Source organism: Streptomyces sp. NPDC005263, assembly GCF_042872365.1.
GTDB lineage: Bacteria > Actinomycetota > Actinomycetes > Streptomycetales > Streptomycetaceae > Streptomyces.
Genome location: NZ_JBIAKJ010000012.1, coordinates 1 through 20,019, shown reverse-complemented (window position 1 = coordinate 20,019; position 20,019 = coordinate 1). Strand labels below are relative to the sequence as shown.

Below are 20,019 nucleotides of genomic sequence, written 5' to 3'. Positions count from 1 at the left end.
CCGCTGTTCCCGACGGGGACGGCGGCTGGCGCGTATCAAGGGAGACATGGACGTGACGACCGATGCCAACGCGCCCTGGCTGATCGTGGGGCTGGGCAATCCGGGGCCGGAGTACGCGGCGAACCGGCACAACGTCGGTTTCATGGTCGCCGATCTGCTCGCGGAGCGGATGGGGGGCCGGTTCAAGCGGGCCGGCAAGGCACAGGCACAGGTCGTCGAGGGGCGGATCGGGCCGCCCGGACCGGCGAACCGGCGGGTGGTGCTGGCGAAGCCCATGTCGTTCATGAACCTGTCGGGCGGGCCGGTGAACGCGCTGAAGGACTTCTACAAGGTGCCGGTGGCCAACATCGTGGCCGTGCACGACGAACTGGACATCGACTACGGCACGCTGCGGCTGAAGCTGGGCGGCGGGGACAACGGGCACAACGGGCTGAAGTCGATGACGAAGGTGATGGGCGCGGAGTACCACCGGGTGCGCTTCGGGATCGGCCGGCCTCCGGGTCGTATGCAGGTCGCGGACTTCGTGCTGAAGGACTTCTCGGGGGCGGAGCGCAAGGAGCTGGACTACTTCGTGGACCGGGCCTCGGACGCCGTGGAGGCGCTGGTGATCGAGGGGTTGGAGCGGGCGCAAAGCACGTACAACTCCTGACTTGTCCGCCCACCGGGCCCCGCTGGAGTTGACCGGGCGCAGGACCATGGCCAATGATCCCGGCCATGTCGTCGCGTGCCTCAGCCACCCCGTCCCGCCGGGCCTCGGGCGTCGCGCTGCGGTTCGGGCGGCTCGCGGCGATGGGTACGGTCGCCGCACTGATCCTGATCGCGGGGGTGTGGGCGTCCTGGGGCTCCGCCCAGCACGTGATGCTCACCAAGGGGCGGGAGCGGGGCACGATCCAGGTGACGCGCTGCGGTGCGGACACCTGCACCGGCCCGTACACGCCGGTGTCGGTCGGTTCGACGGCCCGCAAGAGCGTGGTCATCGAGCACACGGTCGCCGTGCGGAAGGGCCGGACGTACGACGTGGTGGTCAAGCCCGGCAGTGACGACGTGGTGCGTTCCGGTCCCGCCGGGATCCTTTACGCGTGGGTGCCGATGGGCGGGGCGCTGCTGCTGGCGTCGGTGGTGGTCGCGGGCGGGTTGCGACGGACGCGGATGGCCTGGGTGATGGCGGGGTCGGGGGTCGCGCTGCTCACGGCTACTTTTGTGGTGGTCTGAGACGCTTCGGGGGTCTCGACCTCGGTGGCCGAACCATTCGTTCCCGCTTCGTGATTGACCTGTGGTCAGTCCCGGCCGGAAGCTGAGCGACACCCTCCACATCTTCCCTTTCGCATCTCGAAGATGGAACTGCCCCATGCGTATCCTCAGCCGCGTCGGCCTCCTGTCCGCCGCAGCGACGGCGGCCCTCCTGGCCGCCCCCCTCGCGCACGCCACACCTCTTTCCGCCGTCCCCGGCGACAACGGCACCGTGAAGATCCACGACGCCACCACCGGCGAGGAGCTCCCCAGGAACGAGCCCCACGTCTGCACCTTCTACCTCGACGCCTTCGGCTTCGACGCGGTCCAGGAGGTCGACTGGCACATCGAGGCCTGGGCCCCGACGGCCGACGTCAAGGGCGAGACCGTGAAGTCCGGCGAGATCGCGCTGGACCCCGACGGCCACGGCCGCACCGACGACATGGCACTGCCCGACGGGCACTACAAGCTGTTCTGGAACTTCGACGGCGAGAACGGCGCCGCCAAGCACAAGGTGTTCTGGACGGACTGCGAGGGCGACGACGGGGGCGGCGGTTCGACGCCGTCCGAGTCGGCCTCGCCGAGCTCGTCGGCGAGCACCTCCCCGAGCTCCTCACCGAGTTCCTCCCCGAGCTCCTCGGCGAGCGAGTCGGCGAACCCGTCCGCGTCGCCGAGCCCGAGCTCGTCCGCCGGTGAGTCGACAGACCCGTCGGCCTCCTCCTCCCCGTCCGCCCAGGGCCCCGGCGGCGGCCTCGCCGAGACCGGCAACGGGGCCCCGGTGGGCCTGCTGTCGGGGGCCGCGGCCGCGCTGGTCGCCGCGGGCGGGTACCTGGCGTTCCGTCGCCGCAGGAGCTGATCGCGCGAAACGGCGGTGCCCCCGGGCCTTACGAGGCTCGGGGGCACCGCCGTTCGTACGAGGACGTCAGCCGGTGTTGCGCAGGCCCGCGGCCACGCCGTTGACGGTGAGCAGCAGGGCGCGGGAGAGCAGCGGGTCGGCTTCCTCGCCCGCGGCGGCCGCGTCGCGCTGCCGCTTGAGCAGGGCGACCTGGAGGTAGGAGATCGGGTCCAGGTAGGCGTCGCGGATGGAGACGGTCTGCTTGAGGACGGGGGTGGCGTCCAGCAGTTCCGTCTCGCCCGTCACCCTGAGCACCTCGCGCACGGTGAGTTCGTGCTCGGCCCTGATCGTGTCGAAGACGTGCTTGAGCTCGTCGGGGACCAGGGTGTCGACGTAGTGCTGGGCGATCCGCAGGTCCGTCTTGGCGAGGGTCATCTCGACGTTGGAGATGAAGTTGCGGAAGAAGTGCCACTGCTCGTGCATCTCCTCCAGCACGGCATCCCCTTCTTGCCGCAGTCCCGCCTCGCGCAGTGCCTTCAGTCCGGAGCCGACCCCGAACCAGCCGGGGACGATCTGCCGGGACTGGGTCCAGCCGAACACCCACGGGATGGCACGCAGCCCGTCGAGCGAGACGCCCGAGCCGGGGCGGCGGGAGGGCCGCGAGCCCAGGTGCAGGTCGGCGAGCTGGTCGACCGGCGTGGAGGCGAGGAAGTACGTCGGCAGGTCGGGGTCCTCGACGAGCTTGCGGTAGGCGTCGTGGGCGGCGTCGCTGACCACGTCCATCGCGGCGTCCCAGCGGGCCAGCGCCTCGACCGACTGGCGCGGGGCGGTGTGCAGGGCGGACGCCTGGAGCGTGGCCGCGACGGTCAGCTCCAGGTTCTCCCTGGCCAGGGACGGCACGAGGTACTTGTCGGAGATGACCTCGCCCTGCTCGGTCACCTTGATCTCGCCCTCCAGGGTTCCCCAGGGCTGGGCGAGGATCGCGTCGTGGGAGGGGCCGCCGCCGCGGCCGACGGTGCCGCCGCGGCCGTGGAAGAGGCGCAGCCGGACGCCGTAGCGGTGGGCGACGTCACGCAGGCGGCGCTGGGCGCGGTGGATCTCCCACTGGCTGGTGGTGATGCCGCCGAACTTGGAGGAGTCGGAGTAGCCGAGCATGACCTCCTGGACGTCGCCCCGCAGCGCGACCAGGCGCCGGTAGGACGGGTCGGAGAGCATGTCCTCCAGGATCGTGTCGGCGGCCTTGAGCTCGTCGGTGGTCTCCAGCAGCGGCACGATGCCGACCTTCGCCCAGCCGGCGTGCAGGTCGACGAGGCCCGCCTCGCGGGCGAGGACGGCGGCGGCGAACACGTCGTCGGCGCCCTGACACATCGAAATGATGTACGACTCTATGACCTCGGGTCCGAACACCTCCAGGGCCCGCTTCACGGTCTGGAACACGCCGAGCGTCTTCTCACCGGCCGCGTCCACAGGCGCCGGGCTGGGCGCGAGCGGGCGGCGTGAGCGCAGCTCCTTGGCGAGCAGCTTGGACCGGTACTCGCGGGGCATGTCGGCGTACCGCCAGGACTCCTCGCCGAGGCGGTCGAAGAGCTGGCCGAGGGCGTGGTGGTGGGCGTCCGCGTGTTCCCGTACGTCCATGGTGGCGAGCTGGAGGCCGAACGCGGCGAGGGTGCGGATCGTACGGTCCATGCGGCCGTCGGCGAAGAGGCCGCCGCGGTGCTCGCGCAGCGAGGTCTGGATCAGGGTGAGGTCGTGGATCAGCTCGGCGGTGCCGAGGTAGTCGCGGCCCTGCTCGTGCGGGATGCCCTTGGCCAGGCGCAGCTTGGTGTTCTCCAGCTTCTGCCGGATGCAGGTGGCCTTGAGGCGGTAGGGCTCCTCGGCGTTGAGGCGCTTGTAGCGGGGGCTGATCTCCGGGAGGCGCTCCAGGTCGGTGCCGAGGGAGTCCAGGAGCTCGTCGGTGGCGCCGGTGTAGCGGATCGAGTTCGACAGGAAGCCGCGCAGCTCGTCGACCGTCTCCAGGGCGTCGTTGATGCCGTGCTCGTGCTGGAGGATGAGAACGTCCCAGGTGACCTGGGGGGTGACGTTCGGGTTGCCGTCGCGGTCGCCGCCGATCCAGGTGCCGAAGGTGAGCGGCCGGGACTCGTCGGGGAGCGTGACGCCGACGCGCTCGAGTTCCGCCGTCAGGTCCTCCAGGACGTCTCCGACGGCGCCCGCGTGCAGCTCGTCCAGGTAGTAGATGGCGTTGCGGGCCTCGTCGGCGGGCTCGGGGCGTACCACGCGCAGCTCGTCGGTCTGCCAGACGAGGTCGATGTTCTCGGCCAGCCGGGTGTCGTGACGCCGGCGGTCGGACTCGATGACCGGGGTCTCCAGGAGCGTGGCGATGCGGCGGAGCTTGTTGAGGACGGAGCGGCGGGCGGCCTCGGTGGGGTGGGCCGTGAACACCGGGCGGACGTTCAGGTTGGCGACCGTCTGGCGCAGGTGTTCGGGGTCGGCGTCCTTGAGCCGGTCGGCGGTGCGGGCGAGGAGGCCGCCCTCGGCGGCGCGCCGGGCGCGCAGCTCGCGGCCGCGGTGGACCTGCTCGGTGACATTGGCCAGGTGGAAGTAGGTGGAGAAGGCGCGGACCAGCTTGGCGGCGGTCTGCAGTTCGGTGCCGCGCAGCAGCTCGGCGGCGGCCTCACCGTCCTCGCGGGTGAGGCGGCGGACCTTCTCGACCAGTTCGAGCAGCTCGGGGCCCTCCTGCCGGACGAGGGTCTCACCGAGAAGGTCACCCAGTCGCCTGATGTCGGCACGCAGCTCGCTGCTCGTCGGGGTGGTCGGAGTTGTCAGGTCGTCGGCACTGCTCACAGGTGCGGCTCCTTGCAGTGTTGAAGCTCGTCTGGGAGGGAACCCGGACGGCGGCCTCGGGCGGCACTGCCGCATACGAGGCTGGACAGCCGGGAAGAATTCAGAGCGGACCGCGCTGTCCGACCGACACAAGGATAGGTGTCCGTGTGGACGCGCAGACTGTCGGGCTCTTGCCGCCGGGCAGCGCACTGCCATACTTACGATGCCGTAGGTTACGGAACCGTAGGGAGCCCTCCACGATTCCGGTGACCTGGCATCTACCTCATTCCACGACCCCACAGGGGACGCGCATGACCTCAAGCTCCGACGTGATCGACGATCCTTCGAAGGCGACTGACGACTCTCCGACGCCCATCGGCACCCTGGGCGGCGAACAGAAGCGTTCGATCGAGCAGATCGCGCTGCTGCTCTTCATCACCGTCCCCTTTCTCGCTCTGCTGGCGGCCGTGCCGCTGGCATGGGGGTGGGGCGTGAGCTGGCTGGATCTCGGCCTGCTGGTGTTCTTCTACTACCTGGGCTGTCACGGCATCACGATCGGTTTCCACCGCTACTTCACCCACGGGTCCTTCAAGGCCAAGCGGCCGCTGCGGATCGCGCTGGCGATCGCCGGGTCGATGGCGGTCGAGGGACCGCTGGTGCGCTGGGTGGCCGACCACCGCAAGCACCACAAGTTCTCGGACGCCGAGGGCGACCCGCATTCGCCCTGGCGCTTCGGGGAGACGCTCCCCGCGCTGATGAAGGGCCTGTGGTGGGCCCACATCGCCTGGATGTTCGACGAGGAGCAGACCTCCCAGGAGAAGTACGCCCCGGATCTGATCAAGGACCGCGCGATCCGGGCGATCTCCCGCCAGTTCGTGCTGTGGACGGTCATCTCGCTGGCGCTGCCCGCGCTGATCGGCGGGCTGGTGACGATGTCCTGGTGGGGCGCGTTCACCGGGTTCTTCTGGGGGTCGCTGGTCCGGGTGGCGTTGCTGCACCACGTGACCTGGTCGATCAACTCGATCTGTCACGCGGTGGGCAAGCGTCCGTTCAAGTCACGGGACCGCTCCGGCAACGTGTGGTGGCTGGCGGTCCTGTCCTGCGGTGAGTCCTGGCACAACCTGCACCACGCCGACCCCACCTCGGCGCGGCACGGAGTGGAGCGGGGGCAGGTGGACTCCTCGGCACGCTTCATCCGCTGGTTCGAGATGCTGGGGTGGGCCTACGACGTGCGCTGGCCGTCACGCTCGCGTATCGATTCCCGCCGCAACACCCCGGAGGACGGCTCCCGGCAGAAAAGGCAGACCGCCGAGGCGGCATGATTGACGCCGTGGCGACCGACTCCAGCAGCACCCCGAGCAATGACAAGCCGCGGCGTGCGCGTCGCACCCGGATGACCGGTGCCGAGCGCCGCGAACAATTGCTGGAGATCGGTCGCACCCTTTTCTCGGCGAAAGGTTTCGAGGGCACGTCGGTGGAGGAGATCGCGGCGAAGGCCGGGGTGTCCAAGCCGGTGGTCTACGAGCACTTCGGCGGCAAGGAGGGGCTGTACGCGGTGGTGGTGGACCGTGAGATGCGCCGCCTGCTGGACATGGTGACCAGCTCACTGACGGCCGGCCACCCCCGCGAGCTCTGCGAGCAGGCCGCCTTCGCGCTCCTCGACTACATCGAGGAGTACACGGACGGTTTCCGCATCCTGGTCCGCGACTCCCCCATCCCGCAGTCGACGGGCACCTTCGCCTCGCTGATCTCGGACATCGCCACCCAGGTGGAGGACATCCTGGGCCGCGAGTTCAAGAGCCGCGGCTTCGACCCCAAGCTGGCCCCCGTGTACGCCCAGGCCCTGGTCGGCATGGTCGCCCTGACCGGCCAGTGGTGGCTGGACGTCCGCCGCCCGAAGAAGGCGGAGGTGGCCGCCCACCTGGTCAACCTGGCCTGGCACGGGCTGGACGGGCTGGAGGCGAAGCCACGGCTGATAGGGCGCCGGAAGAACTGAATCGCCCGACGGTCATCACGCTCCCCTGCGGGCGACCGCGAACACCCGGCGGAACGGGAACGGCGTGCCGTGCGGGCCGGCCGGATACGCCTCGCGCAGAGCCGCCCGGTACGCGTCCACGAACGCCTCCCGCGCCTCCGGATCGTCCGCGAGGGCGGTGAGGACGGGGCGCAGGCCGGTCCCCTTGACCCAGTCCAGCACCGGGTCCTCGCCCCGCAGCAGATGGACGTACGTCGTCTCCCACGCGTCCACCTCGCAGCCGAGGTCGGCCAGCCTCTCCAGGTAGAACCCCGGGGTGTGGACGGCGTCGTCGTGCCGGAGGGTGTCGGCGAGGCGGTCCTTCCAGCGGGCGGAGTGGGCGAGCTCGCGCATCAGCCGGTGGCTCGGCGAGTCGAAGTTCCCGGGCACCTGGAAGGCGAGGGTGCCACCGGGCGCCAGCCCCGCCACCCAGTCCGCGAACCGCTCCACGTGCCCGGGGACCCACTGCAGCGTGGCGTTGCTGATGATCAGGTCGTACGGCCTGGTGGGCGCCCAGGTCCGCACGTCGGCGTGGGCGAAGTCGAGCCGGCCGCCCCCCGGGGTCGAGCCCTCGTACTCCACATGGGCCCGGTCGAGCATCTCGGGCGAGTTGTCGTACCCGGTGACGTGGGCGGTGGGCCAACGGGCGGCGAGCAGGGTCGTCACGTTGCCGGGGCCGCAGCCCAGGTCGGCGATGCGGGGTGGCCCTGCGGGCGGTTCTGTGGGCAGGTCCGGGACGCGGGCCAGGAGGTCCGTGAAGGGGCGGGCCCGGTGGTCGGCGTGACGCAGGTACTGAGCGGGGTCCCAGGTGGTGGCGGCGGACATGTGGCCTCCTCAGTGTGACCGTGATCGACGGTTTCAGGATCCCCGCCGATTTACCTTGATGTCAAGAGACTTGATGTCAAGAGACTTCACATCGACACAACCACTACACTGATCGTCATGGAGGACGAGGTCGATCGGCTGGTCGCAGCGTGGCGCCGGGAGCGCCCGGACCTCGACGTGGAGCCGCTTGAGGTACTCAGCCGGGTGAGCAGACTGGCCCGGCACCTCGACCGGGCACGTCGGCTGGCCTTCGCCGAGCACGCCCTGGAGCCCTGGGAGTTCGACGTGCTGACCGCGCTCAGGCGGGCGGGCACGCCGTACCAGCTCTCGCCGGGGCAGCTGCTCACGCAGACCCTGGTCACCTCGGGCACGATGACCAACCGCATCGACCGGCTGGCGAAGAAGGGCCTGGTGGAACGGCAGCCCGACCCCAGCGACCGCCGCGGTGTGCTGGTCCGCCTCACCGAGGAGGGCCAGGACCGCGCGGACCAGGCCCTGGCCGGTCTGCTGTACCAGGAGCGCGCGATCCTCGCGGAACTCTCCCGCGCCCAGCGGGTCGAGCTGGCGGACCTGCTACGCCAGCTGACCGCCCCGTTCGACAACATCCCCGGCTAGGGCCTGTCCGGCGGATCAAGCCGGAGACGCGGGTCTTGGCGCGCCCATCTGCGCTTATCAGGCACTGTCACTTTCCTCCGGCCTGATCCGCCGAACAGGCCCTAGGTCCACGGGGCCGACACCGGCCCGGCGGGCGAGCGCGACGGCGGCCAGCGTGGAGTGCACGCCGAGCTTGCCGAGCACGTTCTGCATATGGGTGCGGACGGTGTGCGGGGAGAGGAACAGCCGCTCGGCGACCGCCTTGCGGCCGAGACCCGCGACCATGCAGCGCAGCACCTCCCGCTCGCGCGGGGTGAGCGACTCCACCAGGCGCTCGCTCTCGGTGCGGTGCTTGCGGGCGGCCGTCAGCTCCCGCAGCACCCCGGTGAGCAGCGCGGGCGGCAGATGGGTCTCGTCGCGCAGCACACCGCGGATGACCGTGAGCAACCGGGACAGCGAGCAGTCCTTGGCGACCCATCCGGAAGCGCCGGCCTGCAGGGCCAGCGCGGCCCGCCGGGGGTCGTCCTTCTCGGCCAGCACCACGATCCGTACCGCGGGCTGCGCGGCACGCACCCCGACGACCAGCGAGATGCCGTCGACGAGGCCGTCCTCGCCCACCTCCTGGACGGGCACCGCGGGCCGTATGCCCGGCATGCCGCCGCCCAGGTCTGCGTCGACGAGCAGCACGTCGTAGCGGCGCCCCTCGGCGGCCGCGCGCTCCAGGCTGCGCAGCGCGGCCGGGCCGCTGCCCGCCGCGGAGACTTCCACGTCGGGCTCGGCGGCCAGGGCGGCGGCGAGCGACTCGGCGAAGATGCGATGGTCGTCGACGACCAGCACTCGGATGCGAACCACGAAACCCCCTTCCCCAAGCTCCTGAAGAGCAGGGGATACCCCAAGGTCCGGCGAACGGTGACGGAGCGCGGGTACGACGCCTGGGGATGACGTCACCGCACGGCCGCCGCCGTGAAGAGACCGCTACCCCCCATCGGGCGTCGTACCCGACTGTCTCGCCCCCTGATCAGCTCCGGCCCCCACCGGTGCTGTTCATCAGAGTACGGGCGAGGGCCGAGAGCGGAAGGTAATTTGCAGAACTGACTGTCCGACGCGTTTATGGTGAGCCGCATGTTTCGTATCGAGACAGAAGTCGACAAGGAACGGCGTGATCTGCTCCGGAATCGGCTGCGGGAGACGAACACCGCCGCCTCCCCCGTCCTACGCGCCCTGCGCGCCACACCCGGCGCACGCGAGGTCCCGCTCCACATCTGGGCGCTGGACGAGACCGATGCCCTGGCGGGCGGCCTCGTCGGCCACACCTGGGCGGGCTGGCTGCATGTGACGTACCTGTGGGTCGACGAACGCCACCGGGGTTCCGGCATCGGCTCCCGGCTGCTCGCCAGGGCGGAGCGAGCCGCCCGCGACCAGCGGGGCTGCTCGGCCGTACGCCTGGAGACCTGGGACTTCCAGGCGCCGCGGTTCTATCAGAAGCAGGGCTACGAGGTGGTGTCCGTGATCCCCGACTATCCGCCGGGGATCACCGAGTACACGCTGGTCAAGCGGTGGGCATGAGTCAGTGGCCGACGCCTTTGCGCCCGTTCTCGGCGACGACCGCCGCCATCAGTTCGGCGTCGAGTCCGGAGAGATCGGCCAGCCGTGTGGCGGCCGCGTAGGAGTTGAGCAGTGTTTTGGTGACCCGCAGTGCGGCGGGCGGGCGTCTGGTGATGGGCTTGGCCCATGCTGTGACAGCCGCGTCGAGCCCCTCGGCGGGAACGGCCTTGTGCAGGATCGAGAGGGACAGGGCTTCTTGAGCGTCGAAGGCACGGCCCGTGAGGACCAGTTCACGGGCGCGGGCGGCGCCGACCTCGTTGAGCAGCCGGGGCAGCAGACCGCCCCAGGCCATGGGCAGACCGAAGGCGAGTTCGGGCAGCCGGAAGCTCGCGTCCTCGGCGCCGACGCGCAGGTCGCAGGCGAGCGCCAGGGCGAACCCGGCGCCTATCACTTTGCCGTGGACGCGGGCGACGGTGACCGCCGGGTTGGACGTGAGCGCCTCGCTCACGCGCCGGGCCTTGACCCCCGAGATCCGGACGCCGCCGCCCGTGGGGTCCTCCCCCAGGTGCTCGGCGAACTCGGTGCGGTCGCCGCCGACGCAGAAGTCGTCCCCGGCACCGGACAGGACGAGCACCCGCACGTCCGGTTCCTGGTGCGCGAGGACGGCCCACAGGTCGTCCAGCATCGCGTCCGTGACGACGTTGCCGGGCTCAGGGGTGCTGAGTTCGATGAACAGGACACTGTCCTGCCGATGGACTCGCAAGGTCTTCAGCGAGAGGCGGGGGCGCAGGACCGGCGGGGTCGTCATCTGTGGTCACTTTCAGGGAAGTCACGCGGCGGAACACCATCCGGGGCGCGTACGCCGGGGCGGATACCGGGCGCAAAGTCTGGAAACGTTTCAGCAGCTCGGTCAGGAGCGTACGGCCTTCGAGGCGGGCCAGAGCCGCTCCCAGGCAGTAGTGGATGCCTCCGCCGAAGGTCATGTGGCTGCCGGCGCGCAGGACGTCGAAGCGTTCCGGGTGCTCGTTGCGCCGTGGGTCGTGGGCGGCCGCGCCGTACATCACGTGGACCATCTGGTCCTTGGCGATCGGGGTGCCGGCCAGGACGGTGTCGTCGGCGGCGACACGGGTGTTGATGTGCACCGGGGGGTCGTAGCGCAACGCCTCCTCGACCGCGTCGTCGACATGTTCGGGGTGTTGGCGCAGCCACTCCCACTGGCTGCTGTCCCGGGTCAGTAACCAGACGGCGGTGGCCATCAGGGTCGCCGAGGTCTCCAGCGAGGCGATGGTGATGAACATGACCAGGTCGTAGACGGTCCGGTCGGCGGCGGCCGGGTCGTCGGGCAGCTGCTCGTCCCAGTGTCTGATCCAGTCGGAGATCACGTCGTCGCCGGGGCGGGCGCGGCGTTCGGCGATGAGTGCGGTGAAGAACTCCCGCATCTCCGCGGTCGCCTGGGTGGAGACGGCCAACTCGCTCTTGGTGGGCAGGAGTTCCTGGGAGTGGACCTGGCGGTGGGTGAAGTCGAGGATGTGCGCGTGGTGTCGCGCGGGGATGTCGAGCCATTCTCCGACGGTGAGGACCGGCAACTGGTCACCGACAACGGTGACGAAGTCGGCCTCACCGCCGTCGCGTATTCGCTCGGCCAGTTCGTCCACGATCCGCCGGGCGTGGTCCGCGACGCGGGGTGCCAGCGAGTCGAGGGTGTGGCGGTCGAAGAGGTTGCCCAGGCTGCGGCGTTGACTGGTGTGGCTCGGCGCGTTGAGCCGGAACAGGGCCCGGCTCATCGCCTGGACGGCGGAATCCTGCCAGCGTTCGGGGTGGGGCTGACGTTCCTGCCAGGCGAGGTCCGGCACCAGCCAGTTCCTGCCGCGCAGGACCTGGTTGCAGGCGTCGTATCCGGTGACCAGGTAACCACCCCAGGGAGCGGGAACGACGTCGCCGAGGGCGCGAAGTCGGTCCCACACGGGCAGCGGGTTGCTCTGGCCTTCGGGGGAACGCAGGCGCCGGAGAAGGGAGATGACGGCTCGACGGTCAGTGGTGGTTCCGCTTATGTCGCCGACGGCGGTCACGCGGAGCTCCTTTATAGCTGGGCGTTTCCGTTACTTGCGGAACCTACCCTTCCCCTAACCCCCCTCATGCGCCGCTCCGTGTTGCTCCCGTCACATGCGGTGCACCGGACTTATGGGTCCTTCCGGTGCACCGCCGTCAGTTGGTGATCTGTCAGACCCGGAACAGGTCGACCAGGGTGCTCCAGAAGCCCCTCTTCTGCGCCGGCTGCGCCTGCGGTACGGGCTCGGCACCGGTCGGTGCCACCGGCTGCTCGGGCGGGGGCATCGGCGCCGAGGTCTGCAGGGCCGAGACCATGCGGGTGGCCGGGGTCGGGCTGAACCGCACCGGCAGGGCGGCCAGCGCGTGCTGGAACGGCCCCGGCCGGTACTGCAGGGACTCGTCCGGAACCGCCAGGGTGAGGTCGGGCAGCGCGTTGAGGATCCGCTCGATCGCGGCGATGGCGATCACCAGGGCCGGGTCCTTGGCCGGGCAGGAGTGCGGGCCCGCCCCCCACGCCAGGTGCGCGCCCTTGTTGTGGGACTCCCGGGCCTCCTTGAGGGCCGGGTCGCTGTTGGCGCCGGCGAAGCTGATGACGACCGGCGAGTTCGCCTCGACGACCACCCCGCCGAGGTCGACGTTCTGCACCGGGAAGTGCGCGGCGTAGTTGGCGATGGGCGGGTTGTTCCACAGGACGTGGTCGATGGCCTCCTCGACCAGCATGCCGGAGCCCGCGCCCTGCTTGGACAGCAGCAGGTGCAGGGCGTGGCCGATGAGGTTGCGCTGCGGTTCGAAGCCGGCGCCCATCAGCATGACGAGCTGGTCCTTGAGCTCCTCGTCGGTCAGGCCCGCGGGGTGCTGGATGAGCCAGGAGGTGACGTCCTCGGCGGGCCGCCGGCGCTTGAGGGAGATCAGCTGCATCAGACCGGCGGTCAGTTCCTCGTTGGCGCGCTGCACGTCGATGCCGTCGAAGAGGGCGCCCAGCGAGCTGGTGAGGGTGTCGCCGATGTCGGCGGGGCAGCCGAAGAGCTTGTTGAACAGCAGCAGCGGCAGCATCTTGGCGTACTCGTTGATCAGGTCGGCGCGGCCGCGTTCGCTGAACTGGTCGATGAGGAAGTCGGCGATCGGCTCGACGTCCCGGCGCAGCCGCGTCATGTTCAGCCGGTCGAAGCTCGCCGTGACCGCCTGGCGCAGCCTGAGGTGCACGGCCCCGTCGGTGAACAGGCAGTTGGGCCGGTAGGCCATCATCGCCAGGATGGGGCTGTCGAGGGGGACGCGACCCTCGTTCAGCGCCTTCCAGCGGCGGGAGTCACGGGCGAACAGCGAGGGGTTCTGCAGCACCCTGAGGGCCATCTCGTGCTCGACGACCAGGGTGGCGTCCACGCCGGGCGCGAGTTCCACGGGGCCCGCGGGACCGTGGGCGCGGACCCGGTCGTAGACCTGCTGCGGGTCGGCGGTGAAGGTGCCGTCGAACATGGGGCATCTGGCGCCGGGGGCGCCCGGCGAGTGGTGAGTGTCCACGGGGGATGTCCTTTGCGGGCCTGGGCCTGGCGGCCCGGCCGGGGAGGGAGTGGATCAGGCCGCGCGATCGAGCAGATGGCGGACCAGGGCGATCAACGCGTTCGCGGACGACCGCTGGTCGCGGGCGTCGCAGTAGACGACAGGGGTGTCCGGCAGCAGGTCGAGGGCCTCGCGGATCTCCGTCTCGTCGAAGAACCGGGAGTCGAAGCTGTTGACGGCGATGGCGTACTCGAGCCCGTACTCGTCGATCAGGTCGATGACGGGGAACGTCTCCTCCAGCCGCGCGGGGTCGACCAGCAGCAGCGCACCGAGCGCGCCGCGGGCCATGTCCTCCCACAGCTGCATGAAGCGCTGCTGTCCGGGGGTGCCGAACAGGTAGAGCACGAGTTCCTCGGTCAGGGTCAGACGTCCGAAGTCCAGGGCCACGGTGGTGGTCTTTTTGTCCGGTACGCCCCGCAGGTCGTCCACATGCAGGGACGCCTGCGTCATCTTCTCCTCGGTGCGCAGCGGCGTGATCTCCGACAGCGAGCCGATGAAGGTCGTCTTGCCCACCGCGAAATGCCCCACGACCAGGATCTTCGCGGCGGTGGTGACCGCGTCGGAGACATAGATCGTCCCGTTCGCGGCCGTCTCAGACGATGAGGGTTTCGAGTCCATGCAGAACCTTCTCGAGGGTCTCTCGGTCAGCGAGCTGGGCGCGGGTGGGTTCGGAGCGGCGCAGAAGGTGGCCCTGTTCGAATAAATCGGTGAGCAGCAGCCGGGCCACCCCTACCGGCAGCGACAGATGGCCGGCCACCTCCGCCACGGACAGGTAGCCGCCCCCGCACAGCTCCCAGATGGCACGGACCTCGGGACCGGCGCCCAGGGGCAGTTCACGGTCGGGGGCCAGGGTGACCAGGGTGTGCAGGGCGAGGTCGTCCGCCGACGGCAGCCGCCGTCCGCCGGTGATGACGTAGGAACGGACGAAGTCGCTGGTTACCGGAGCTTCCTCGCCGGGACCGGTCATGCGTCCGCACCGGCGTTCAGTCGCGGCGCGGCGCTCATCGCCTCGCGCAGCGCACTCACGGTCTTCTGCATCCGGAAGGACATGGCTTCCATGTCGACGTCCAGGGCCGCCGACACGGCCAGGTAGGCGCCGCTGCCCGCGGCCACCAGGAAGATCCATCCGCCGTCGAACTCGACGAGCGTCTGCTTCCAGGTCCCCTGTCCCCCGCCCACGAACCCGGAGACGGCCCGGCACAGGGACTGGATGGAGCTCATCGCCGCCGCGTTCTTCTCCGCTTCGTCACGGCTGATGTCGTCGGATCGCTGCATCAGCAGGCCATCGGCGGAGACCAGGATCGCATGGCGTGCCCCACGCACCTCGAGCACGCCGTTCAGCACCCAGGAGAGGTCGGGATTCACTGGTTCTGGGATCCTTCCGTGTTGTTCGAGACCCGGCCGAGGTGCGTGCCGCGGGCGAACGCGCCGATACGTGACGCCGTCACTTCGCTGGCGTTCTCCCCGTCGGAGCCCGAGCCGGCGGGTGCCGCCTGGTCGGGCTGGGGAACCATGGAGACGGGCCTGTTGCGCCTCCTGCGCCGCGGCAGTCCGCCCTGCGTGGTGCCGACGACGAGCGTCGGACCGGGGGCGGGCACCGTGGCCCGGGGCCGCTCGCGCCGCTCGGCCTGCTGGTCCTCCCCCTCACGGTCCTCGTGCGAAACGGCGGGCTGGGGAGCGTCAGTGGTCAAGAGGCCCTCCGGCACACGGATCACGGCGCGCACTCCGCCATAGGGGGAGACCGAGTCGACGGACACCGAGAAGCCGTAGCGGGCGGCGAGCATCCCGCACACGGCGAAGCCGAACTTGGGCGGGTCACCGAGGCCGGTGATGTCGACGGTGCTGTCGGGTGACAGCAGGGTCGCGGCCCGGGCCTTGGTCTCCTGGCTCATGCCCACACCGGCGTCGTCGACCACCAGACACACCCCGGTGGGCACGGCCTGGATGTTGATCTCCACCGGCGACTGGGGCGCGCTGTACTTGGTCGCGTTGTCCAGGAGTTCGGCGAGGACGACGGCGACCGGCTCGACGGCCTTGCCGGTGATGGAGATGCTGACCTGGGCGTTGACCCGGACCCGGGAGAAGTCCTTGATCCGGCCCTGGGCGCTGCGGGCCACGTCGAACACCGAGGCGCTCTCGTCGCGCCGCCCGAGCCAGCCGCCGCACAGCACGGAGATGCCCTTGGTACGGCGGCTGAACTGGCTGCTGGTGTGGTCGACCAGCATCAGGTCGGCCAGCACGCCGGAGTCGTCGCCGTACTCCTTCTGCAGGTTGTCCAGGAGGACCTGCTGCTCCTCGGCGAGGGACTGGAGCGTGCCCATCGCCGACTTGAGGACGGCCTTGGTGTCCGACTCCGCGTCCTTGCGGACCTCCGAGAGGTCCTCCACATGCCGTGCGGTGAGGGTTTCGTAGCCCGTCTGCACCTGGCGCAGTTGCCCTTGGACGGCCACCAGGTTGCTTTGAAGGTTGTCGTTGTTGCGGCGGAGAGCCATGTTGGTTCTCCGCGCGCGCATCACCGCGAAGACCGCGGCGATGATCACGATGAGCAGGATCCACACCATCGGATCCTGGAAAAATGACGTCATGAGACTCTCTTCAAGTCGCCTCGCGACGGGGGCCAGAGCAACAGCCTCTCCTTCGCGATGGGGCCCTAGAGACTGTCCCCCCGTACGCGTTCATGACGCGCCGTCAGCCTACTGAAAAGTACATTGATCGTATCAGTAGCAACATGGTCAACAGGCGTACCAGTCCTCGCATTTGAGGACCTTCACAAACACCACCCGCTGGGTCTATCTTCCGTTGTTCGTCTTGAACAAGCGTCAGCCCCGCGCTCGTTGAGGAGCACGGGGCTGACGTGTGGAAACGGGGCTCAGCGCAGGCGACGCGCTCCCGCCGAGGGCACCGCCTCGAACACCCGCGGCGCGGTGAAGCCGGCCGCCGCGAAGGCCTCCTGGACCGACTTGGTGATCGTGTCGACCTCGGCGGCCTCGGCCAGCACGATCGCCGAGCCGCCGAACCCGCCGCCCGTCATCCGCGCGCCGAGCGCTCCGGAGGCCAGGGCGGTGTCGACGACCAGGTCCAGCTCCGGGCAGGAGATACGGAAGTCGTCGCGCAGGGAGGCATGGCCCGCGATGAGGACCGGCCCGATCGCACGGGTGTCGCCGGACTCCAGCAGCGACACGACCCGCTCGACCCGCTCGTCCTCGGTGACGACATGCCGCACCAGACGGCGCACCTCCTCCTCGTCCCCGAGCCGCTCCAGCGCCGCGTCCAGGTCCGCGTAGGGGATGTCCCGCAGCGCGTCGACGCCCAGCAGGGCCGCGCCCTTCTCGCAGCCGGCCCGGCGCTTGCCGTACTCACCGTCGCTGTGCGCGTGCTTGACCTGGGTGTCGACGACCAGCAGGCGCATGCCCTCGGCGGCCAGGTCGAAGGGGATCTGCTTCTGGGACAGGTCGCGGGTGTCGAGGAACAGGGCGTGGCCCGACTCGCAGCAGGCGGACGCGGTCTGGTCCATGATCCCGGTCGGGGCGCCGACGTACACGTTCTCGGCGCGTTGGCACAGCCGGGCCAACTGCCAGCGCTTGAGCCCCAGTTCGTACAGGTCGTTCAGGGCGAGCGCGACCACGACCTCCAGCGCCGCCGACGAGGACAGGCCCGCGCCGGACGGCACCGTGGAGACCAGGTGGATGTCCGCGCCGGTGACCGGGTGCCCCGCCTCACGCAGCGCCCAGAGCACACCCGCCGGGTACGCCGTCCAGTTCCGGTCCGACTCCGGGACCAGGTCGTCCAGCCGCAGTTCGGCCACGGGGGCGTCGATGTCCGCCGAGTGCAGCCGCAGTACGCCGTCGGTGCGCCGCGAAACGGCCGCTACGGCGATGTGCGGAAGGGCGAACGGCATCACGAAGCCGTCGTTGTAGTCGGTGTGTTCGCCGATGAGGTTGACCCGGCCCGGCGCCGCCCACACCCCCTCGGGACCCGCCCCGTACAGCTCCTCGAACCGCTCGGCGACAGCCCCTGCGACAGCCTCGCTCATTGCCCTGACCCTGACCTTCCGTTCGTACCGCTCACTGATTGCCGCGCCGCTGCGCGAAGTCCCACGCGTCCGTGACGATCCCCGCGAGGTCCGCGCGGGACGGGTTCCAGCCCAGCTTCTCGCGCGCGCGGTCGGCCGACGCCACCAGGACCGCCGGGTCGCCGCCCCGACGCGGGGCCACGACCTCCGGGATCGGGTGCCCGGTGACCCGGCGGACCGTCTCGATGACCTCGCGGACGGAGAAGCCGTTGCCGTTGCCGAGGTTGCAGATCAGGTGCTCGCCGGGGGTGGCGGCCTCGACGGCCAGCAGGTGCGCCTCGGCCAGGTCGGCGACGTGGATGTAGTCCCGGACACAGGTGCCGTCCGGCGTCGGATAGTCGTCACCGAACACGGAGATCGCCTCGCGCCGGCCCTGGGCGACCTGAAGGACCAGCGGAATCAGATGCGACTCGGGATCATGCCGCTCACCCTGGGCCCCGTAGGCACCCGCCACATTGAAGTACCGCAGCGACACCGCGCCCAGCCCGTGCGCCGCGGCCTCACCGGTGATCATGTGGTCGACGGCGAGCTTGGTGGCCCCGTACGGGTTGGTGGGCTGGGTCGGCGCCGACTCGACGATCGGGGTCTCGGCCGGCTCGCCGTAGGTGGCGGCCGTGGAGGAGAAGACGAGCCGGCGTACGCCCGCGTCCCGCATGGCCCCGAGCAGCGCCATGGTGCCGCCGACGTTGTTGTCCCAGTACTTCTCGGGCTTCACGACCGACTCGCCGACCTGCGAGGAGGCGGCGAAGTGCAGGACGGCGTCGAAAGAGGAGTCCAGCCACTTGGCGGCATCACGGATGTCGCCCTCGACGAAGGAGGCGCCCGCCGGCACCCCTTCGCGGAAGCCGGTGGAGAGGTTGTCGAGGACGACGACCTCGTGGCCCGCCTCCAGCAGATGCTGGGCGACCACCCCGCCGACGTACCCTGCACCGCCCGTGACCAGGTACTTTCCGCTCATGAACTCGCTACCTCCCGCAGTCGCTGTGCCGCAGCCTCCGGCCGGATGTCGTTGATGAACACGTTCATGCCGGATTCGGAGCCCGCGAGGAACTTCAGCTTGCCGGACGTACGACGGATCGTGAAAAGCTCGAGGTGCAGCGCGAAGTCGTCACGACTGACGCCCTCGAACTCCTCCAGCGCGCCGAACGGCGCCTGGTGCCAGGCGGCGATGTACGGCGTCGCAGACTCCCCCGCCCCTTCCTCCTGCCCACTGTCGAAGATCCGGTCGAAGCGCCGCAAGAGTTCCAGATAGACCTTGGGAAACTCTGTGCGCGCCTCCTCGTCGAGGCCGAGCAGATCGGGCACCCGGCGCTTCGGGTACAGGTGCACCTCGTACGGCCAGTGCGCCGCGTACGGCACGAAGGCGACCCAGTGCTCGCTCTCCAGGACGACCCGCTCCTCGGCGAGTTCACGCTCCAGGACGGCGTCGAAGAGGTTCTCCCCGCCGGTCGCCTCCTTGTGGGCCGCGACCGACCGCAGCATCAGCGCGGTGCGCGGGGTGGTGAACGGATAGGCGTAGATCTGCCCGTGCGGGTGCCCCAGGGTCACGCCGATCTCGGCGCCCCGGTTCTCGAAGCAGAAGACCTGCTCGACAGACGGCAGATGGGACAGCTCCGACGTCCGGTCGGTCCACGCCTCCAGGACCAGCCGCGCCTGCTCCTCGGTGAGGTCGGCGAAGGACGCGTTGTGGTCGGAGGTGAAGCAGACGACCTCACAGCGACCGGAGTCGCCGGCCAGCGAGGGGAAACGGTTCTCGAAGACCACGACGTCGTACGACGAGTCCGGGATCTCGCTCAGCCGCTCCCCCTGCGAGGGGCACAGCGGACACTCGTCGGCCGGCGGGTGATACGTCCGGCCCTGCCGGTGGGAGGCGATGGCCACGGCATCTCCGAGCAGCGGATCCCGCCGCACCTCGGACGTGGTGACGGTCCGCTCCAGCGGCCGCCGGTCGACCGCGTCCCGGACGACGTCGTCCCGCAGGTCGTAGTAGATGAGCTCGCGACCGTCCGCCAGCCGGGTCGAGGTCTTCTTCACTGCGGACTCCCTATTCGAGCCACTCAATCACCAAACAGAACCAAACACATCGAAACACAACTCCCCACAGCCGTCAACATCACAATCAAACAAAGAGCGTCAAAAAAGGTGTCGTCCTGGGCATCGGCTTCGCGTTCGTCGCCGCCAACCTGGGTGCCACCGAGATCCTCGGTACGGCGGCCAACGGCGCGCAGTACGGCGTCTACACCACGCACTGGTACTGGGTCGGAGCCATCCCGCCGCGATCGCCAAGGCCCAGGGCGTCACGCCCGACAACGGACCTGCCGACCGTGTCCTCGCCCGCCGTCACCGGACGGGCGGAACGCGTCGCCGCACCCGCGCACGGCGCGAAGGGGACGGGTCGGGGGTGTCCGCCCGCAGCGGTTGTCGCGTCAACACCGCCCACCCCCCAACAAACCGATTCCGCGACGTTCCGAGGACGGA

General features: G+C 70.0%; 21 protein-coding genes. 7 read left to right on the top strand and 14 right to left on the bottom strand.

Annotated features, from left to right (window positions below; all coding sequences use genetic code 11):
* The first annotated feature begins 46 nt into the window (after positions 1–46).
* From pth to ACFYRY_RS37650, 3 genes are all read left to right on the top strand, one after another.
* Positions 47–649, top strand: a complete 603-nt coding sequence (gene pth / locus ACFYRY_RS37660) for an aminoacyl-tRNA hydrolase (RefSeq protein WP_389156331.1) — start codon at positions 47–49, stop codon at positions 647–649.
* 53 nt (positions 650–702) lie between these two features.
* The gene (locus tag ACFYRY_RS37655; protein ID WP_389156328.1) at positions 703–1,212 is read left to right on the top strand and encodes a hypothetical protein; all 510 of its coding nucleotides are present in this window, start codon (positions 703–705) and stop codon (positions 1,210–1,212) included.
* Between the two features lie 136 nt (positions 1,213–1,348).
* Positions 1,349–2,086, top strand: coding sequence for an LPXTG cell wall anchor domain-containing protein (locus ACFYRY_RS37650; RefSeq protein ID WP_389156325.1), 738 nt, complete (start codon positions 1,349–1,351; stop codon positions 2,084–2,086).
* Positions 2,087–2,152: 66 nt separating this feature from the next.
* Here the strand turns inward: ACFYRY_RS37650 and ppc are convergent, their stop codons facing one another.
* Complete coding sequence (gene ppc / locus ACFYRY_RS37645) at positions 2,153–4,906, bottom strand: phosphoenolpyruvate carboxylase (RefSeq protein WP_389156322.1); 2,754 nt, start codon at positions 4,904–4,906, stop codon at positions 2,153–2,155.
* A 290-nt stretch (positions 4,907–5,196) separates the two neighbouring features.
* On the opposite strand from ppc, the gene ACFYRY_RS37640 reads away from it, so the two are divergent.
* Both ACFYRY_RS37640 and ACFYRY_RS37635 read left to right on the top strand, forming a co-directional pair.
* Positions 5,197–6,207 (top strand): acyl-CoA desaturase, encoded by a 1,011-nt coding sequence (locus ACFYRY_RS37640; protein WP_389156319.1) that lies wholly within the window; start codon positions 5,197–5,199, stop codon positions 6,205–6,207.
* Positions 6,204–6,881 (top strand): TetR family transcriptional regulator, encoded by a 678-nt coding sequence (locus ACFYRY_RS37635; RefSeq protein ID WP_389156316.1) that lies wholly within the window; start codon positions 6,204–6,206, stop codon positions 6,879–6,881. Before ACFYRY_RS37640 ends, ACFYRY_RS37635 begins: the two co-directional genes overlap by 4 nt.
* 15 nt (positions 6,882–6,896) lie before the next feature.
* Here the strand turns inward: ACFYRY_RS37635 and ACFYRY_RS37630 are convergent, their stop codons facing one another.
* Positions 6,897–7,724 carry a trans-aconitate 2-methyltransferase gene (locus tag ACFYRY_RS37630; protein WP_389156313.1) on the bottom strand — a complete coding sequence of 276 codons (828 nt, stop codon included), beginning with the start codon at positions 7,722–7,724 and terminating at the stop codon, positions 6,897–6,899.
* A gap of 117 nt (positions 7,725–7,841) precedes the next feature.
* On the opposite strand from ACFYRY_RS37630, the gene ACFYRY_RS37625 reads away from it, so the two are divergent.
* Complete coding sequence (locus tag ACFYRY_RS37625) at positions 7,842–8,339, top strand: MarR family winged helix-turn-helix transcriptional regulator (RefSeq protein ID WP_389156310.1); 498 nt, start codon at positions 7,842–7,844, stop codon at positions 8,337–8,339.
* A 57-nt stretch (positions 8,340–8,396) separates the two neighbouring features.
* On the opposite strand, the gene ACFYRY_RS37620 is transcribed toward ACFYRY_RS37625, so the two are convergent.
* A complete protein-coding gene (locus ACFYRY_RS37620) occupies positions 8,397–9,170 on the bottom strand; it encodes a LuxR C-terminal-related transcriptional regulator (protein ID WP_389156308.1) in 774 nt (257 codons plus the stop codon).
* Positions 9,171–9,428: 258 nt separating this feature from the next.
* On the opposite strand from ACFYRY_RS37620, the gene ACFYRY_RS37615 reads away from it, so the two are divergent.
* Positions 9,429–9,884, top strand: coding sequence for a GNAT family N-acetyltransferase (locus ACFYRY_RS37615; protein ID WP_389156305.1), 456 nt, complete (start codon positions 9,429–9,431; stop codon positions 9,882–9,884).
* Position 9,885: 1 nt separating this feature from the next.
* Here the strand turns inward: ACFYRY_RS37615 and ACFYRY_RS37610 are convergent, their stop codons facing one another.
* From ACFYRY_RS37610 to ACFYRY_RS37560, 11 genes are all read right to left on the bottom strand, one after another.
* A complete protein-coding gene (locus ACFYRY_RS37610) occupies positions 9,886–10,671 on the bottom strand; it encodes an enoyl-CoA hydratase/isomerase family protein (RefSeq protein ID WP_389156302.1) in 786 nt (261 codons plus the stop codon).
* Positions 10,574–11,932 carry a cytochrome P450 gene (locus ACFYRY_RS37605; RefSeq protein ID WP_389156300.1) on the bottom strand — a complete coding sequence of 453 codons (1,359 nt, stop codon included), beginning with the start codon at positions 11,930–11,932 and terminating at the stop codon, positions 10,574–10,576. The genes ACFYRY_RS37610 and ACFYRY_RS37605 overlap by 98 nt, the downstream gene beginning before the upstream one ends.
* Positions 11,933–12,083: 151 nt before the next feature.
* Positions 12,084–13,385 (bottom strand): cytochrome P450, encoded by a 1,302-nt coding sequence (locus ACFYRY_RS37600; RefSeq protein ID WP_389156694.1) that lies wholly within the window; start codon positions 13,383–13,385, stop codon positions 12,084–12,086.
* A 99-nt stretch (positions 13,386–13,484) separates the two neighbouring features.
* Entirely contained in the window at positions 13,485–14,087 is a 603-nt protein-coding gene (locus ACFYRY_RS37595) for an ATP/GTP-binding protein (protein ID WP_389156297.1), read from the bottom strand.
* A complete protein-coding gene (locus tag ACFYRY_RS37590; RefSeq protein ID WP_389156294.1) occupies positions 14,062–14,436 on the bottom strand; it encodes a DUF742 domain-containing protein in 375 nt (124 codons plus the stop codon). Before ACFYRY_RS37590 ends, ACFYRY_RS37595 begins: the two co-directional genes overlap by 26 nt.
* Positions 14,433–14,834, bottom strand: coding sequence for a roadblock/LC7 domain-containing protein (locus ACFYRY_RS37585; protein WP_389156292.1), 402 nt, complete (start codon positions 14,832–14,834; stop codon positions 14,433–14,435). Before ACFYRY_RS37585 ends, ACFYRY_RS37590 begins: the two co-directional genes overlap by 4 nt.
* Positions 14,831–16,054, bottom strand: coding sequence for an ATP-binding protein (locus tag ACFYRY_RS37580; protein WP_389156290.1), 1,224 nt, complete (start codon positions 16,052–16,054; stop codon positions 14,831–14,833). The genes ACFYRY_RS37585 and ACFYRY_RS37580 overlap by 4 nt, the downstream gene beginning before the upstream one ends.
* A gap of 284 nt (positions 16,055–16,338) precedes the next feature.
* Positions 16,339–17,502, bottom strand: a complete 1,164-nt coding sequence (gene galK / locus ACFYRY_RS37575; RefSeq protein ID WP_389156287.1) for a galactokinase — start codon at positions 17,500–17,502, stop codon at positions 16,339–16,341.
* A 31-nt stretch (positions 17,503–17,533) separates the two neighbouring features.
* Positions 17,534–18,499, bottom strand: coding sequence for a UDP-glucose 4-epimerase GalE (galE, locus tag ACFYRY_RS37570; RefSeq protein ID WP_389156284.1), 966 nt, complete (start codon positions 18,497–18,499; stop codon positions 17,534–17,536).
* The gene (gene galT / locus ACFYRY_RS37565; protein WP_389156281.1) at positions 18,496–19,575 is read right to left on the bottom strand and encodes a galactose-1-phosphate uridylyltransferase; all 1,080 of its coding nucleotides are present in this window, start codon (positions 19,573–19,575) and stop codon (positions 18,496–18,498) included. Before galT ends, galE begins: the two co-directional genes overlap by 4 nt.
* A gap of 23 nt (positions 19,576–19,598) precedes the next feature.
* Complete coding sequence (locus ACFYRY_RS37560; RefSeq protein ID WP_389156278.1) at positions 19,599–19,790, bottom strand: hypothetical protein; 192 nt, start codon at positions 19,788–19,790, stop codon at positions 19,599–19,601.
* Between the last annotated feature and the right edge of the window lie 229 nt (positions 19,791–20,019).